This is a genomic window from Rhizobium phaseoli (assembly GCF_003985125.1).
In the GTDB taxonomy this organism is placed as follows: Bacteria; Pseudomonadota; Alphaproteobacteria; order Rhizobiales; family Rhizobiaceae; genus Rhizobium; species Rhizobium phaseoli.
The window spans coordinates 30931-47984 of sequence record NZ_ML133579.1 but is presented as its reverse complement, the minus strand read 5'-3'; the positions used below and the strand labels follow the sequence as shown (position 1 = coordinate 47984).

19 protein-coding genes are annotated in these 17054 nt (G+C 62.2%); all 19 read left to right on the top strand.

What is annotated here, in order from left to right; genetic code table 11:
* Positions 1-13: 13 nt before the first annotated feature.
* The 19 genes from EFD56_RS22085 to ureG all read left to right on the top strand — a co-directional run bounded on the left by EFD56_RS22085 (position 14) and on the right by ureG (position 16958).
* Positions 14-1918, top strand: a complete 1905-nt coding sequence (locus EFD56_RS22085) for an acid phosphatase (RefSeq protein WP_126906284.1) — start codon at positions 14-16, stop codon at positions 1916-1918.
* Between the two features lie 190 nt (positions 1919-2108).
* Positions 2109-3401 carry an urea ABC transporter substrate-binding protein gene (urtA, locus tag EFD56_RS22080; RefSeq protein WP_126906283.1) on the top strand — a complete coding sequence of 431 codons (1293 nt, stop codon included), beginning with the start codon at positions 2109-2111 and terminating at the stop codon, positions 3399-3401.
* A gap of 105 nt (positions 3402-3506) precedes the next feature.
* Positions 3507-5132 (top strand): urea ABC transporter permease subunit UrtB, encoded by a 1626-nt coding sequence (gene urtB, locus EFD56_RS22075; protein WP_126906282.1) that lies wholly within the window; start codon positions 3507-3509, stop codon positions 5130-5132.
* The gene (urtC, locus tag EFD56_RS22070) at positions 5129-6292 is read left to right on the top strand and encodes an urea ABC transporter permease subunit UrtC (RefSeq protein WP_126906281.1); all 1164 of its coding nucleotides are present in this window, start codon (positions 5129-5131) and stop codon (positions 6290-6292) included. The genes urtB and urtC overlap by 4 nt, the downstream gene beginning before the upstream one ends.
* Before the next feature lie 5 nt (positions 6293-6297).
* On the top strand, positions 6298-7053 hold the full coding sequence (urtD, locus tag EFD56_RS22065) for an urea ABC transporter ATP-binding protein UrtD (RefSeq protein ID WP_004675649.1): 756 nt from the start codon (positions 6298-6300) through the stop codon (positions 7051-7053).
* A gap of 76 nt (positions 7054-7129) precedes the next feature.
* Positions 7130-7648, top strand: coding sequence for a hypothetical protein (locus EFD56_RS22060; protein WP_012484976.1), 519 nt, complete (start codon positions 7130-7132; stop codon positions 7646-7648).
* Positions 7649-7666: 18 nt separating this feature from the next.
* A complete protein-coding gene (gene urtE / locus EFD56_RS22055) occupies positions 7667-8362 on the top strand; it encodes an urea ABC transporter ATP-binding subunit UrtE (protein ID WP_012484975.1) in 696 nt (231 codons plus the stop codon).
* 150 nt (positions 8363-8512) lie between these two features.
* Positions 8513-9334, top strand: a complete 822-nt coding sequence (locus EFD56_RS22050; RefSeq protein ID WP_126906280.1) for an urease accessory protein UreD — start codon at positions 8513-8515, stop codon at positions 9332-9334.
* 28 nt (positions 9335-9362) lie between these two features.
* On the top strand, positions 9363-9665 hold the full coding sequence (locus EFD56_RS22045; RefSeq protein WP_007816043.1) for an urease subunit gamma: 303 nt from the start codon (positions 9363-9365) through the stop codon (positions 9663-9665).
* A gap of 9 nt (positions 9666-9674) precedes the next feature.
* A complete protein-coding gene (locus tag EFD56_RS22040; RefSeq protein ID WP_012484973.1) occupies positions 9675-9926 on the top strand; it encodes a DUF1272 domain-containing protein in 252 nt (83 codons plus the stop codon).
* Positions 9927-9936: 10 nt separating this feature from the next.
* The gene (locus EFD56_RS22035) at positions 9937-10242 is read left to right on the top strand and encodes an urease subunit beta (RefSeq protein ID WP_004675639.1); all 306 of its coding nucleotides are present in this window, start codon (positions 9937-9939) and stop codon (positions 10240-10242) included.
* 11 nt (positions 10243-10253) lie between these two features.
* Complete coding sequence (locus EFD56_RS22030; RefSeq protein ID WP_126906279.1) at positions 10254-10661, top strand: lysozyme inhibitor LprI family protein; 408 nt, start codon at positions 10254-10256, stop codon at positions 10659-10661.
* Positions 10662-10677: 16 nt separating this feature from the next.
* Positions 10678-11301: a Urease operon accessory protein gene (locus tag EFD56_RS22025; RefSeq protein ID WP_183820009.1), complete on the top strand. Its 624-nt coding sequence runs from the start codon at positions 10678-10680 to the stop codon at positions 11299-11301.
* A 3-nt stretch (positions 11302-11304) separates the two neighbouring features.
* Positions 11305-13017 (top strand): urease subunit alpha, encoded by a 1713-nt coding sequence (ureC, locus tag EFD56_RS22020; RefSeq protein WP_126906277.1) that lies wholly within the window; start codon positions 11305-11307, stop codon positions 13015-13017.
* Between the two features lie 32 nt (positions 13018-13049).
* Positions 13050-13721 (top strand): TIGR02117 family protein, encoded by a 672-nt coding sequence (locus EFD56_RS22015; protein WP_126906276.1) that lies wholly within the window; start codon positions 13050-13052, stop codon positions 13719-13721.
* Between the two features lie 325 nt (positions 13722-14046).
* A complete protein-coding gene (locus EFD56_RS22010) occupies positions 14047-14907 on the top strand; it encodes a GGDEF domain-containing protein (RefSeq protein WP_126906275.1) in 861 nt (286 codons plus the stop codon).
* Between the two features lie 84 nt (positions 14908-14991).
* Positions 14992-15579 (top strand): urease accessory protein UreE, encoded by a 588-nt coding sequence (locus EFD56_RS22005; RefSeq protein WP_126906274.1) that lies wholly within the window; start codon positions 14992-14994, stop codon positions 15577-15579.
* Between the two features lie 6 nt (positions 15580-15585).
* Positions 15586-16257 (top strand): urease accessory protein UreF, encoded by a 672-nt coding sequence (locus EFD56_RS22000; protein ID WP_126906273.1) that lies wholly within the window; start codon positions 15586-15588, stop codon positions 16255-16257.
* 89 nt (positions 16258-16346) lie between these two features.
* Positions 16347-16958, top strand: a complete 612-nt coding sequence (ureG, locus tag EFD56_RS21995; RefSeq protein WP_064828281.1) for an urease accessory protein UreG — start codon at positions 16347-16349, stop codon at positions 16956-16958.
* Positions 16959-17054: the final 96 nt, after the last annotated feature.

The following is a 17054-nucleotide window of genomic DNA, read 5'->3' as shown; positions in this document are numbered from 1 at the left end:
TCAGGTATCATCCATGTCTGCTTCAAGCCTTTTCCGCCTGAGCACCGCTCTCGTCTGCCTCGTTTCGATCGTGCCGTCGCTCGCCGGCGCCGAGCAGGCCACGGCGGCGAAAGCGCCTTATGTCGAGGCCGGAAACACCAACAAACGCGGTGATGCCTGCTTCTCGACGGTGGACACCAATGCCGCCGTTCACCTTCTCTCCGGCTTCCTGGAAGTCTGGACCCCGCGCACGCCGTTTGTCGACGCCGGCGTTGAAGCACCGACCAAGGACAATTGCCCGGCGGTCGCCAAGACGGATTGGGACGGCATTCCCTTCAGCAAGACTGACGGCCAGATCGTCAACAAGCGCGTCCATGATGCGAACATCGCCTATGTCGTCAAGGCGACCAAGGCGCGGACAGCCGAGCAGGCTGTTGCCGCCTATCTCGACGACCGGCGCGGCAAGAATGCCAGCATCGTCGACGGCCTCGGCCCGCTGACCGATGCCTGGAAGGCCGGCTCCAAGCAGACCACCACGATCACCGAGGTGGCGGCCGACGCGACGACGGTCAAATATGACGACAAGGGCAATAATCGCGGCGCCGGCAGCAAGCCGGACACCGAAAACAAGACCGATGCCAACCCGGACATGGGCCTCGCCATCGACTTCATCAATGCCGCAAGCGGCGACGGTTCGACGGAACCTGCCAAGCGCTATTTCAAATATGGCCGTCCATACCGCTGGAGCCAGGACGTATCCGTCGTCCCGACGCTGGAGCCTGCCAAGAGCGGCAAGCCGGTCGAGGATGGCGGGTTCCCAAGCGGACATACGGCGGAAGCCTGGCGGGATGCGCTTGCCATGGCCTATCTCGTACCGCAGCGTTTTCAGGAAATGATCACGCGCGCCAGCGAAATGGGTGAAGACCGCATCCTTGCCGGCATGCATTCTCCGCTCGACGTGATGGGCGGCCGGATGCTCGGCACCGCCACCGTCGTCTATAACCTGAACAAGACCGACAATGCCGCGCTGAAGCGTGACGCTTACGCGCAGGCACAATCGTGGCTGATCGCCAAATCGGGTGTCCAGGATGCAGGCGCGCTCGAAGTTGCCGCCCATACAGCGCCGCTTGCCGCAGACCGTTTCGCCGATCATGATGCCAACCGCGCCTATGTACTGCAGCGCCTGAGCTATGGCATGCCGACGATTCATCCGACCGATAGGCTGGCCCGCGTGCCGCAGGGCGCCGAAGCGCTTCTCGAAACGCGTCTTCCCTATCTCGACGGCGAACAGCGCCGCGAGGTGCTTGGCACAACGGAGATCGCCTCGGGCTATCCGCTCCTCGACGACGCGGAGGGTTACGGTCGCCTCAACCTATTTGCTGCCGCCGACGGATATGGCGCCTTCGATCAGGACGTGACCGTGACGATGGATGCGGCAAAGGGCGGCTTCAATGCGATCGATACCTGGCGCAACGACATCGGCGGCAAGGGCAAGCTGGTGAAGCGCGGCAGCGGCATTCTCGGCCTTTCCGGCGCCAACACCTATGCCGGCGGCACCGTGCTGGAAGAGGGGGCGCTGGTTGCCGGCTCGCCCTCGGCCTTCGGCACTGGCGGGCTGATGGTCAATGGCGGTTCGTTCGTCGTGGCGGCCGATAAGCCGGTGGCCGTGGGCGGCGATTATCAGCAGTCCGCCAATGCAACGGCAAAGCTGGCGCTCGGCGCGAACGGCGCCGGCACGCTTGTCGTCGCTGGTAAAGCGGCCCTCGCCGGCGACATCGACGTCACGCTTGCCCATGGCTTTGTCCCGGCGCCCGGGACGAAGATCGAGATCCTGAAGGCTAGCAGCATCACCGGCAGCTTCGGCAAGTTCACGATCTCCGGCCACAGGGCGAGCCTCTCCTACGGCCCGACCGCGGTTACTCTGACAATCGACGGCTGATTTTTCGTCGCGAAGCGAGAGGGCATCCCCGGCTGCGGGGATGCCCTTTGCTTTTTCGGCCTGCGCATTTGACCCCCTGGCCTACGTCATTTTGCGTATGTGTTTTCGCGCTGCAGCACCCGATAGTCCCCTCGGCAACAGTTCACTTCCGTTTCAGGCCTGTTGCGGAACAAGAGAGGGGATCAACCAAATGAATCTCAAATCCATTCTAACCGGCGCTGCGCTCGGCGCCGTCATGGCGGCGTCGGCCGCCTTCCATGGTGCAGTTGCTGCCGACGATACGATCAAGGTCGGCGTGCTGCATTCGCTCTCCGGCACGATGGCAATTTCCGAAACCACGCTGAAAGACGCCATGCTGATGCTCATCGACGAGCAGAACAAGAAGGGCGGCCTTCTCGGCAAGAAGCTCGAAGCCGTCGTCGTCGATCCGGCCTCCGACTGGCCGCTCTTTGCCGAAAAGGCCCGCGAGCTAATCGAAAAGGACAAGGTCGCCGCCGTGTTCGGCTGCTGGACGTCGTCCTCGCGCAAATCCGTCCTGCCGGTTTTCGAAGAACTGAACTCGCTGCTTTTCTACCCCGTCCAGTATGAAGGCGAGGAATCCTCGCGCAACATCTTCTATACCGGTGCGGCGCCGAACCAGCAGGCGATCCCGGCTGTCGATTACCTGATGAAAACCGAGGGGGTGAAGCGCTTCGTGCTCGAAGGCACCGACTACGTCTATCCCCGTACGACCAACAAGATCCTTGCAGCCTATCTCGAATCCAAGGGCATCCCGAAGGAAGACATTCTCGTCAACTACACGCCCTTCGGCTTCTCCGACTGGCAGACGGAAGTCGCCAACATCAAGGAATTCGGCTCGGCCGGCAAGAAGACCGCCGTCGTCTCCACCATCAACGGCGATGCCAACGTGCCCTTCTACAAGGAACTCGGCAATCAGGGCATCAAGGCAACAGACATCCCGGTCGTCGCCTTCTCGGTCGGCGAAGAAGAGCTGGCCGGTCTGGACACCAAGCCGCTCGTCGGCCATCTCGCCGCCTGGAACTACTTCGAGTCGGTCGAAAGCCCGGCCAACAAGAAGTTCATCAAGGAATGGCATGCGTTCACCAAGAACGACAAGCGCGTGACCAATGACCCGATGGAAGCAGCCTATATCGGTTTCAACGCCTGGGTGAAGGCCGTCGAGGCCGCCGGCACCACCAATACGGATGCCGTTCTCGACAACATCATCGGCGTCACCGTGCCGAACCTCTCCGGCGGTTATGCGACCGTCATGCCGAACCATCACATCACCAAGCCGGTGCTGATCGGCGAAATCCAGGCCGACGGCCAGTTCGAGATCGTCCAGCAGACGCCTGCCGTCGTCGGCGACGAATGGTCGGATTATCTGCCGGACTCGAAGGACCTGATCTCCGATTGGCGCAAGCCCCTCAACTGCGGCAACTTCAACGTCGCAACCGGCAAGTGCGGCGGCAAGGGTTCCTGACACACTTGTTCCGTCGACAGAAGACTTCCGTCCGGACCTGATCCGGGCGGAAGCTCGTCCTTACCGCTGCGCCGAAAGGCCGATGACCATCGAGGCGAGAGAGCGATGTTTCGCGCCATCAAGATTTTTCTTCTGACATTGTGCCTGATGTTTTCGGGGCTGACGCTTCCGATGGCCGGCCTTCGCGCCCAGGACGATGTGCATGCCCTTGTCGATGCGCTCGGCGTCGGCGGCTTTCCCGAACGCGAGGCGGCCATCCGGGCGCTTGTCGCTTCCGGGGATTCGCGTGTCAGCCGCATCCTGCAGCAACTGAGCGACGGCCAGCTCTACGTCAATTCGGAAGGCGGTCCTGTGCTCGTGCAGGGCGGCACGGAGGACGAACCGACTTATTCCGATCCGATCACCGGCGAGGCGGTCGCCGACCTCGATCCCGACATGATGTCGAAGGTCAAGATCAACAATGCGCTGCGCACGACCATCACGACGATGATGAGCCAGCTGACGCTGCTGAGCCCGGATCGTTCCGCGCGGCTCGCTGCTGCCGAGGGCATGCTCAAGGATGCTGATCCCACCAATCTCGATCTGCTGAATTCGGCTCTGTCAGCCGAGAAGGACGGTGAGATCAAAAACACGATGGAAGCGGCGCGCGCCGTGATGGTGCTGAAGAGCGACGCCGGCATCGAGGAGAAGAAGGCCGCGATCGATACGATCGCCGCGCGCGGCGGCCGCGATGCGCTGACGATCCTGTCGACGGCGATGACGACCGCGCCTGACGATCTGAAACCGGCGATCCAGGCCGAGATCAATACGATCAACCGCGATCTCGCACTCTGGGATATCGTCCAGAACGTCTGGTACGGCCTGTCGCTCGGCTCGGTGCTGCTGCTTGCGGCCATCGGCCTAGCCATCACCTTCGGCGTCATGGGCGTCATCAACATGGCGCATGGCGAGATGGTGATGATCGGCGCCTATACGACCTATGTGGTGCAGGAAACCATCGCCTCGGCCTTTCCCTCGCTCGCCGATTATTCGCTGGCCTTCGCGGTGCCGGCCGCCTTCCTCTTCACCGGCCTCGTCGGCCTGGTGATCGAACGTTCGGTGATCCGCTATCTCTACGGCCGGCCGCTGGAAACGCTTCTCGCCACCTGGGGCGTGTCGCTGATCCTGCAGCAGGCAATCCGCAGCTATTTCGGCCCGACCAATCGCGAAGTCCGCAATCCGAGCTGGATGTCCGGCGCATTCGATTTCGGCGGGTTGGTCATCACCTGGAACCGGCTCTGGATCATCGTCTTTTCGCTTGTGGTATTCCTGGCGCTGCTGATGCTGCTCAAGCGCTCCGCCTTCGGGCTGCAGATGCGGGCGGTGACGCAGAACCGGCGCATGGCCTCATCGATGGGCATTCGCACCGGCTGGGTCGACGCCTTCACCTTCGCGCTCGGCTCCGGCATTGCCGGCATGGCGGGTGTGGCGCTCTCGCAGATCGACAACGTCTCGCCGAACCTCGGCCAGAACTACATCATCGACAGCTTCATGGTCGTCGTCTTCGGTGGCGTCGGCAATCTCTGGGGCACGCTGGTCGGCGCCTTGTCGCTCGGCGTCGTCAACAAGTTCCTCGAGCCCTTCGCCGGCGCCGTGCTCGGCAAGATCCTGGTGCTCGTCCTCATCATTCTCTTCATCCAGAAGCGTCCGCGCGGGCTCTTCGCACTCAAAGGAAGGGCGGTGGAAGCATGATAACGGCCTTCCTTCTCCGGTCTCTCGATCGCAGGATCTCTGTCGCCGTCGCGCTGCTGCTGGCGGTCGCCATTGTGGTGCCCGTCTTGAACCTTGCGACCGGCCCGAGCCATCCGCTGCACATCCCGACCTATATCATGGCGCTGTTCGGCAAGTATCTGACCTATGCGCTGCTGGCGTTGGCGCTCGATCTCGTCTGGGGTTTCTGCGGCATCCTCTCGCTCGGCCACGGCGCCTTCTTCGCGCTCGGCGGTTATGCGATGGGCATGTATCTGATGCGCCAGATCGGCTCGCGCGGCGTTTACGGCGATCCTGTGCTGCCCGACTTCATGGTGTTCCTGAACTGGAAGGAGCTGCCCTGGTTCTGGTACGGCTTCGACCACTTCTGGTTCGCGGCGCTGATGGTGCTCGCCGTACCGGGCCTGCTCGCCTTCGTCTTCGGCTGGTTTGCCTTCCGCTCCCGCGTCAACGGCGTCTACCTCTCGATCATCACCCAAGCGATGACCTATGCTCTGCTGCTTGCCTTCTTCCGTAACGACATGGGCTTCGGCGGCAATAACGGCATGACCGATTTCAAGGATATCCTCGGCTTCAACATTCAGGCGGACGGCACGCGCGCCAGCCTCTTTGCCGCGACCGCGATTTTCCTCGCGCTGTCGCTGACAATCGCCTCGGCCATCGTGCGCTCGAAGTTCGGCAAGGTGCTGGTCGGCGTGCGAGATGCGGAAAGCCGCACGCGCTTCCTTGGCTACCGCGTCGAGAATTTCAAACTCTTCACCTTCGTCGTCTCGGCAATGATGGCGGGCATAGCAGGCGCGCTCTACGTGCCGCAGGTCGGCATCATCAATCCGGGCGAATTCGCGCCCGCCAACTCGATCGAAGTCGTCATCTGGACGGCTGTCGGCGGGCGAGGGACGCTGATCGGGCCGATCATCGGCGCGATCCTCGTCAATGGCGGCAAGACGATCTTCACCGGCCTCTTCCCGGAGTTCTGGCTGTTTGCGCTCGGCGGCCTCTTCGTCGCCGTCACGCTGTTCCTGCCGAAGGGCGTGGTCGGCACGATCGCGCATTATCTCGCCAGTCGGAAACCCGTTGCCGAAGCTGCACCAGCGGCGGCGCGGGAAGATGGCATCGAGCCGAAAATCCAGGCAGCGGAGTAGGCGCCATGATCCCCGACGTCAAACCCAACAGCGTGCTTTATCTCAGCGGCGTCTCCGTTTCCTTCGACGGCTTCAAGGCGCTGAATTCGCTCTCGATCGTTATCGAGCCGGGCGAGCTTCGCGCCATCATCGGCCCGAACGGCGCCGGCAAGACGACAATGATGGATATCATCACCGGCAAGACCCGGCCCGATGAGGGCGAGGTGTTCTTCAATGGCACCATCGACCTCACCAAGAAGGACGAAGCAGATATCGCTGAGCTCGGCATCGGCCGCAAATTCCAGAAGCCGACTGTCTTCGAGAGCCATACGGTCTGGGACAATCTGGAGCTGGCGCTGAATCGCCGCCGCTCGGTGTTTTCGACGCTGTTCTACCGGCTTTCGGGCGAGGACAAGGCACGGATCGAGGAGATCCTCGAGACGGTGCGGCTGACGCACCGGCGCGACGAATTGGCCGCCAACCTCTCGCACGGGCAGAAGCAGTGGCTGGAGATCGGCATGCTGCTGGCGCAGGAGCCGAAGCTGCTGCTCGTCGACGAGCCGGTGGCCGGTATGACCGACGCGGAAACGGCGGAGACGGCGATCCTGCTCAAGGACATTGCCAAGACCCGCTCGGTCGTCGTCGTCGAGCACGATATGGGCTTCATCCGCGACCTCGGCGTCAAGGTGACCTGCCTTGCGGAAGGCTCAGTGCTGGCCGAGGGATCTATCGATTTCGTCAGCTCCGATCCCAAGGTGATCGAGAACTATCTGGGGCGGTGATCAATGCAACTTAGAGGCTTGAACCCGACAAGAGAAAACGCTCTAAAACGGGTGGGGTTTATTGTGGGGCTTCATCATGGCTTTTCTCGGCATTCTGGTCGTAGCGATCAGCGGCGCGGCCGTTTGGTATTGGCGTTTGAAAATGATGCGTGAGGCGGGAAGCGAGATCATCGATTCCGTCGAGCGCATGCGGGGCGTCTATAAGCGCGGAAAATTACGAAAGCAGGCAGCGGCAGCGCCGCTGGCGTCAATCGCCGATCCGGCGATTGCGGCGGTGGCCTTCTTCTTCTGCCTCGCCAAGGAAAAGCCAATCCATCTCGACGCTGCGAGAGACGTCGTCCGCAATCGCATGAAAGGCATCATCCGGCCGGGCGACATGGAAGAGGTTCTGGTTTTCGGTGAGTGGGCGTCGAAGAACGTCACCAGTCCCGAAGATCCGATCCGCCGGTTCCGGGATCTTTGGTTAAAGGCGCTCGACATGCAGGAGCGCCAGCAACTGATCGGCATTGCCGAGGACGTGGCCGCGGCCGGCGGCGAAAGAACAAACGAACAGGAGCACGCCTTGCAGACGCTGAGGCGCACACTGATGAACTGATGGGGAATGGGTGAAGGGATGCTGACAGTCGAAAACGCAAATCTGCATTATGGCGCTGCGCAGGCGCTGCGCGGCATCTCGATCAAAGCGGAGATGGGCAAGATTACCTGCGTGCTCGGGCGCAACGGCGTCGGCAAGAGTTCGCTTTTGCGCGCCGTGACCGGCCAGCATCCGCTGTCGGCCGGCACCGTCACCTTCAACGATACAAGGCTGAATGGCCTGCCGCCCTTTGCCCGGGCCAAGCAGGGCATCGGCTACGTGCCGCAGGGACGCGAAATCTTTCCGTTGCTGACGGTGAAAGAAAATCTCGAAACCGGCTTTGCACCGCTCGGCCGCCGCGACCGCAACATCCCCGATGACATCTTCAGCCTCTTCCCGGTGCTGAAGTCGATGCTCTCGCGTCGGGGCGGCGATCTTTCCGGCGGGCAGCAGCAACAGCTGGCGATCGGACGCGCCATGGTGACGCGGCCGAGGATTCTCGTACTCGACGAGCCGACCGAGGGCATCCAGCCGTCGATCATCAAGGATATCGGCCGGGCGATCCGTTACCTGCGTGATTCCACCGGCATGGCGATCCTGCTCGTCGAGCAATATCTCGACTTCTGCCGGGAGCTTGCCGATTACGTCTATATCATGGACCGCGGCGAGATCGTGCATGAAGGACTTGCCGAAAGCCTCGATACGCCGGAGGCTCGTCGTCACCTGACCGTTTGACCGGCAGATGCCGTTTTTTACGGCAGGGGTTGCAACGCTTCGCCGGTCTCCCCTGCGGGCCGCGGGCATTCCTCGGGCGGCATGGGAATTGCTTGCTTTCCATCATCCGCGCGATTGATAAAAGCCGATGGCGCGACTGAAGAGGACGACATGACGATTGCGGCGGCCGGCACGAGACCGCAAAGAGCGGAGGGACGCGGACATCTGGCGGCAAAGCTGCTCGACGGCCGCACGCGTCTCCGCCAGCTCTATCAGGAGGGGGCGGCGAAGATCCGCCTGCCGGATACGTTCGACGCCTCGATGGAGGCCGTCATCATCAACACCGCTGGCGGGCTGACCGGCGGCGACCGGATGGACTGGAGCGTCGTTGCCGGCGCCGGCACCAAGATCGACGTCACCACCCAAGCCTGCGAAAAGATCTACAAGGCCTCGGCCGGCGTCGCCGAGGTGACGACCCGCATCGAAGCGGGGGCGGGGGCGCGCGTCGACTGGCTGCCGCAGGAAACGATCCTGTTCGACCGGGCGGCGCTCTTCCGCCGCCTTGATGTCGACCTCGACGAGAGCGCCGAATTCCTGGCCGTCGAAGCCGTGCTGCTCGGCCGCAAGGCCATGGGCGAGACGGTAGACAGGGGTCTCTTTCGCGACCGCTGGCGCATCCAACGCTCGGGCCGGCTGATTCATGCCGAGGAGCTCAGGCTTTCCGAGGGTGTGGCGGCGCTTTCGGCGCGCCAGGCGGTGCTCGGCGGGCAAGTTGCCTTCGCGACGCTGCTTTATGCCGGGCCGCTGGCGGAGGCCTATCTCGGCAGGGTCCGGCCCCTCCTTGAGGGGGCGATGGGCGGCGCAAGCGCCTGGAGCAACAAGCTGATCGTACGCCTTGCTGCGGCTGACGGCTTCACGCTGAGAAAAATCCTGATCCCGGTTATTTCCGTCTTGCGCAATGGTGCGCCTGTGCCGAAAGTCTGGAATCTCTAAAGCTAAGCATCAAGCAGATGGGCAAGCAATGAACCTCACTCCGAGAGAAAAAGACAAGCTGCTGATATCAATGGCGGCGATGGTGGCGCGGCGGCGGCTCGAGCGCGGCGTCAAGCTGAACTATCCCGAAGCGATCGCGCTGATCAGCGACTTCGTCGTCGAAGGCGCCCGCGACGGCCGCCCTGTCGCCGAACTGATGGAGGCCGGCGCCCATGTGATTAGCCGCGATCAGGTGATGGAAGGCATTGCCGAGATGATCCACGACGTGCAGGTCGAGGCGACATTCCCCGATGGCACCAAGCTCGTTACCGTGCACGAACCGATCAGGTGAGGAAATAGAATGCTGGAACTCAGACCCAATTGCGAGTGCTGCGACAAGGATTTGCCGCCGGAGAGCATGGAGGCGCGGATCTGCACCTATGAATGCACCTTCTGCGCCGATTGCGTGGACAATGTGCTGAAGGGCGCCTGCCCGAATTGCGGCGGCAATCTCGTTGCCAGACCCATCCGCCCGGCAGCGATGCTCGCCAAACACCCGGCGTCGACGAAACGCGTGCTGAAGGCCGAGGGCTGCGCACCCCGGGCAGCTTAAGGAGAACGAGATGATTCCGGGCGAAATCATTGCCGCCAGCGGCGACATCGAACTGAATGCCGGCGCGCCGACGGTGACGCTTGAGGTATCCAATACCGGCGATCGGCCGGTGCAGGTCGGCAGCCACTATCATTTCGCCGAGACCAATGCCGGCCTCTCCTTCGACCGCGCGGCCGCGCACGGCAAGCGGCTCGATATTCCAGCTGGAACGGCCGTGCGCTTCGAACCGGGTCAGACGCGTTCCGTGACGCTGATCCCGCTTGCCGGCAAGCGGGAGGTCTATGGTTTCCGTCAGCTGGTGATGGGCAAGCTTTAACGGGGGGATGCATGCGTTTGAATATCCTCCTCATCGGGGCGGCGATGCTGCTGACGGCAGGTCACGTCTCCGCTCAGGATATCGATTGCCAGAACCCCAAGACGCAATCGGACATGACCTCTTGCGAGGTGGCGCGTCACGATGCTGCCGACAAGGCGCTGAACGAGCAATACAAGAAGACCCGCGCCGCCATGGCGGCGATCGACAAGGATCTCGACGGCGACATGAAGGGCGCGGAAAAGGCGCTGGTGAAAGCGCAGCGTGCCTGGATCGACTATCGCGACGCCCAATGCGACGCCTTCGGCTTTCAGGCCCGCGGTGGCACGATGGAGCCGATGCTGGTTGCCGGATGCCTGGCGGAAGAGACGGACAAGCGCACCAAAGAGCTGAAAGAGCTCGAAGAAACGATGGGCAACTAAGGTGATCGGGAAGATCGTGATCGTCGGCAATGGCGAGGTCGGTGAGGGAGAGGCAGGCATCATCGATGCCGCAGATTTTGTCGTCCGCTTCAACGATTGCCGCTCCTATGGCGCCGGCGGCAGCCGCACGGATGCCGTCGCGGTCTGCAATACCGGCCGTCCGGCAAAGGCGATGCTCGGTTCGCGTGAGTGGCGGACCCATCCCGGCGTCAAATCGGCGCGCGAAATCTGGAGCGTGCGCGATCCCGATAAATTCGCCGCGATGCGGGCGCCGCTTGCGGTCTCGCATCCTGATCTCGACGATTTCTGCGACGACTATACCGATGCGTTCAGCGCCTTCTGCGCGGAGACCGGCAAGATGCATGTCGTCATCGACACGTCGATCCACGAGGCCGTCGATGCGTCGCTCTCGGCCTTTGCGCCTGCGCCTTATGTCGTGCCGAGCAGCGGCATGATCGTCATTGCCGAAGTGCTGAGCAAATTTCCCGGAGCCGAGGTGATGTTGGCCGGCTTCGGTCACGTCGGCTGGGAATGGCACCCGTTTGCCGCCGAACGACAGCTTGTCGATAGTTATATTGCCGCGGGTCGCCTCAGGCGGCTCGGCGGAAAAATGCTTGTCTCTTCCTCCTACGGAGCCTGATGGATGCCCTATAAGATCTCGCGCGCCGCCTATGCCGGCATGTTCGGACCGACCACCGGCGACAAGGTGCGCCTTGCCGATACGGAGCTCTTCATCGAGATCGAGAAGGATTTCACCACCTATGGCGAGGAGGTGAAGTTCGGCGGCGGCAAGGTGATCCGCGACGGCATGGGCCAGAGCCAGGTGACACGGGCGGACGGCGCGGTCGATACCGTCATCACCAATGCCGTAATCATCGACCACACGGGCATCTACAAGGCCGATATCGGGCTGAAGAACGGGCGCATCGCTGCGATCGGCAAGGCAGGCAATCCCGATATGCAGCCCGGCGTCAACATCATCGTCGGCCCGGGCACCGAGGCGATCGCCGGCGAGGGGAAGATCGTCACCGCTGGCGGCATGGACAGCCATATTCATTTCATCGCGCCGCAGCAGATCGAGGAAGCGCTGATGTCGGGCATGACCTGCATGCTCGGCGGCGGCACGGGTCCTGCGCACGGCACGCTTGCCACCACCTGCACGCCCGGCCCCTGGCATATCGCGCGCATGATCGAGGCGGCCGATGCTTTCCCGATGAACCTCGCTTTTGCCGGCAAGGGCAATGCCTCGCTGCCGGGGGCTTTGACCGAGATGGTGCTTGCCGGCGCCACCTCGCTCAAACTGCATGAGGACTGGGGCACGACGCCTGGTGCCATCGACTGCTGCCTGTCGGTTGCCGACGACTATGACGTGCAGGTGATGATCCACACAGATACGCTGAACGAAAGCGGCTTCGTCGAAGATACGATCGGCGCCATCAAGGGCCGCACCATCCATGCCTTCCACACCGAAGGGGCGGGTGGCGGGCACGCACCCGACATCATCAAGATCTGCGGTCAGCCGAACGTCATACCGTCGTCGACCAATCCGACGCGGCCCTATACGGTCAATACGATTGCCGAGCATCTCGACATGCTGATGGTCTGCCATCATTTGTCACCGTCGATCCCCGAGGATATCGCCTTTGCGGAAAGCCGCATCCGCAAGGAGACGATCGCCGCTGAAGATATCCTGCACGATATCGGCGCCTTCTCGATCATCTCGTCCGACAGCCAGGCCATGGGCCGCGTCGGCGAGGTGGCGATCCGCACCTGGCAGACGGCCGACAAGATGAAGCGCCAACGCGGCCGGCTGAAGGAGGAAAAGGGCGATAACGACAATTTCCGCGTTCGCCGCTACATCGCCAAATACACGATCAACCCGGCGATCGCCCATGGCCTCAGCCATGAGATCGGTTCGATCGAGATCGGCAAGCGCGCCGACCTCGTGCTCTGGAATCCGGCCTTCTTCGGCGTGAAGCCCGACATGGTGCTGCTCGGCGGCTCGATCGCGGCAGCACCGATGGGCGATCCGAACGCCTCGATCCCGACGCCGCAGCCGGTACACTACCGGCCGATGTTTGCCTCCTACGGCAAGAGCCTCACCAATTCTTCCGTCACCTTCGTCAGCCAGGCCTCGCTCGATGCCGGCCTGAAAGGCAGGCTCGGAGTCGCCAAGGAACTGGTGGCGGTGAAGAATACGCGCGGCGGCATCTCCAAGGCATCGATGATCCATAACCACCTGACGCCGGAGATCGAAGTCGATCCGGAGACCTATGAAGTCAGGGCGAATGGCGAACTGCTGACCTGCGAACCGGCGACGGTGCTGCCGATGGCGCAGCGTTATTTCCTGTTTTAGGTCCGATCATCCGTGCGCGCCGGTCGGTTCCGATGAAATCAGGCATCCGCTGGCTGTTGCGGATCACGGTCCTGCTCATTGCTCTGGCAGCGGGCGGAACTTTGATTCCCCGGCCGCTGATTGCCCCGGTCAAGGCGTCGTCCTCGGCGGCGACCCATCGGATTCTGCTTCTGTCGGGACCGATCCATACCGATATCGCCATTCCGCTCGACGAGGAAACGCGGGCCGCCTTTTCCTTCCTCGACGATCCCGGCTTTCCGCTCGGCCATCCGAACGCGGAATGGCTCGTCGTCGGCTGGGGCGGCCGCGCCTTCTATCTGGAAACGCCGACCTGGGCGGAGCTGAGGCCGCTGCCGGTCCTGCGGGCTCTGACGATCGATCGTTCGGTGCTGCATGTGGATCTCGCCGGCCATATCACCGAGCCGCAGCCGGCCGTGACCGCCTTCGATATCAGTGACGAACAATTGGCGCGGCTGCGTGGCTTCATCTCGGACAGCTTTGTTCGCAACAACGGGGAGATCGCGCCGATCCCGGATGCAGGTTACGGCGAGATCGACCGGTTCTTCGAGGCCAAGGGCTATTTCAATGCCCTCTTCGGCTGCAACACCTGGACTGCCGCAGCACTCCGCTCGGCTGGGCTTCGAACCGGCTTATGGAATCCGCTTCCACAATCATTGCGGTTATCGTCCGGTGTCTACAATTGACGCAGTTGCCGACCACAGCGCATGTAAACGGAGTTGTGAATGCTACTCTCCATATGGTTGTAGAAATCGATCGCAAGGCCCAGATTATCCACAGGTAAGCCATTCTGGAACAGATGCTTATTTTTCCCCAAAAAAGTTATGTCAGTGACATAGGCGCTCAGGAATCCTGTCCGATTCAGGGAATCGATGTTTGCATCCCCTGCTAGAAAAAATCATTCAGACAAATCGTCTAAAGCCGCTCGATTTTTAACGAGTTGATTAACACACCCGCAGCAATTGGGCTCTTATCAATGCCGTGCAACGCCGGGCAGGAAGGTCGATTCTCATGAGAAGCTGGATGTCGCTGCAGGCCGGTTTCGGCGATTTTCAATATCGCAGGAACGTCTATCTCTTTGCGCTGAGGATGAGCTTTGTTGCTGTCATTCTCTCGGGCGTCATCCTCGCGCTGACGATACCGCCACTCGGTTTTTTCGGGCTGCTGCCGATGACCCTTTGGTATGCGATCGGCTTCGGCGCCGCTTTTTCCTGGCTTGTCGGCGGCACCGTTTGCGGCATGCTGTCCCTGGCCGCTGGATTTACCATGCATGAGTTGACGCTTTCGCGGGCGGAGTTCGAAAAGCTGAGCCGCACGGATACGCTCTCCGGCCTCTTGAACCGTCGCGCCTTCACCGAGGCGCTCGACAAAGCCGAGGGCAATGCCTCGCTTGTCATTTTCGACGTCGACCGCTTCAAAGCGATCAACGACCGTTTCGGCCATGCCTGCGGCGATGCCGTCATCACTGCGGTCTCGGCCATGCTCAGATCCGCTTTCGACGACATGTCCGTCGTTGCACGGCTGGGTGGAGAGGAATTCGGCGTCATCGTCTCCGGCGAGCTGGAGGCGCGGCTGAAGCGCATCGAAGGCGTGCGCGCCCGGATCGCAGGCGGCGCGATCGCGGCCGACGGGCACGATATCCGCATCACTGTTTCCGGCGGCGTTGCCGATCTCGCTGCCGGGCGCAGCAAGCAGGCGGTGTATGCCTCGGCGGACCGGGCGCTCTATCTCGCCAAGGCGCTCGGGCGCAATCGCGTCGTGCACGAAAGGGAAGGCCTGCATCATGCCTGGCACGGGCTCGCCGATAACTGCTTCGATGCCAAGGGCAGGGGAGCTGAGAGCGACAACGTGATGCAGGCTTACGGGATATAAAAGTCCTGACCTGAGCAAAAGGCCATTGGTGCTTGCGCCGGGAAAGGCTATTTTGCGTGCTCGTCTCAGCAAAACGGACCTATCATGCAGCGCGTCACTTCCTATATTCCCGCCGGTACCCCGTCCTCCCATCCGACCGCCCAGGTCAAGCTGCCGCACGATCTGCGCCATCTGCGCCGCAAGCTGCTGCATCTGGAAAATGGCGAGATGGTCATGCTCGATCTCAAGGACCCGGTGCTCTTCGCCAATGGCGACCTGCTGGTGCGCGAAGATGGGGAACTGATCGAGATTCTGGCTGCCGACGAGAAACTCTTCGAAATTCGCGGACACGACCGCACGCATCTCGTCGAGCTTGCTTGGCATCTCGGCAACCGTCATCTTGCCGCCCAGATCGAGGAGGACCGCATCGTCATCCTGCGCGATCATGTCATTCGCAACATGCTGCAGGGGCTCGGCGCCACCGTGCTTGAGATCAATGAGCCCTTCCAGCCTGCGCGCGGCGCCTATCATTCCCATGGCGGGCATTCGCATGATCACGGTCAGGCCGCCCATGATCACGGTCACAACCATGATCATGATCACGGTCACGCACACGGCCATGACCACCAGCATGATCACAGCTGCGACCACGATCATGACCACGGGCATCATCACGGCCACAAGCACGATTGAAGCACAATGACCGGGGATCGCGAGTTGCAGGCCTTGCTGCGCCTGACGGCGTGGCTCTCGCCGGCCTTTCCGATTGGCGGTTTTGCCTATTCGGGCGGGCTGGAACGGGCGACGGCCGATGGGCTCGTCATCGATGCGGCCTCGCTTGCCGCCTGGATCGCCACATTGATCAGCCATGGTTCGGTCTGGAACGACGCGGTGCTGCTGGCTGAGAGCCACAGGCAACAGGCGAGCCCCGCGTTCCTTGCCGAGATTGCCGCTCTCGCCGAGGCCCTTGCCGGGTCGCGTGAGCGCCACCAGGAAACCATGCTGCTCGGTGACGCCTTTCTCGCGGCAGCGCGGGCCTGGCCGGATGAGGTGTTCGAGAGGCTTCCCGGCAAGGCCGCTTATCCCGTCGCCGTCGGAGCGGTTGCGGGCGCGCACGGCATAGGGCTTGAGAAAGTGCTCGCGGCCTTCCTGCACGCCTATGCCTCGCAAGCGGTTTCGTCAGGCATCCGTCTTGGCGTGGCGGGGCAGCGGGATGGCGTTGCCGTGCTGGCCGGCCTTGAAGAGCATATCGTGGAGGTTGCCCGGCGGGCGGCAGCGTCGACACTCGACGAGCTCGGCTCGGCTACCGTGCAGGCCGATATCGCCAGCCTGCGCCACGAGACTCAGACGACGCGGTTGTTTCGCTCGTGAGGACGTCAATTAACCGCGGAAACTGCGCCATTTGACGGTGGCGCGCGCCGCCGCCGTCGCTATCATCCGGCTCGATTGGAGTGAAACACATGAAATCAAGAAACGGACCCCTGCGCGTCGGCATTGGCGGGCCGGTCGGCTCGGGCAAAACGGCGCTGACGGAAAAGCTCTGCAAGGCGATGCGCGACGATTATTCGGTCGCCGTCGTCACCAACGACATCTATACGACCGAGGATGCCGAGGCGCTGGTACGGATGCAGGCTTTGCCGTCCGACCGCATCGTCGGCGTGGAGACCGGCGGCTGCCCGCACACTGCCATTCGTGAGGATGCGACGATCAATCTTCAGGCGATCGCCAGCCTGAACGAACGCTTTCCCGATCTCGACGTCGTCTTCATCGAGTCCGGCGGTGACAATCTGGCGGCGACCTTTTCACCCGATCTCGCCGACATCACCATCTATGTCATCTCCGTCTGCCAGGGCGAGGAAATCCCGCGCAAGGGCGGGCCCGGCATCACCCGTTCGGACCTGCTCGTCATCAACAAGAAGGACCTCGCGCCTCATGTCGGCGCCGATCTCGACGTGATGGACCGGGATGCGACGCGCATGCGCGCCTCACGCCCCTTCGTCTTTTCCGACATGAAGCGGGGCGACGGCGTTAATTCGATCGTCAGTTTCCTCAGGGAACAGGGCGGGCTCTGACGGTCATCCCGCAGCCGCTCGAAATCGCCGGCCGCGACAAGAGCAAAAAAAGAAAACGGGCCGGGAGTTCGCTCCCGGCCCGTTTGTTTTCTTGGC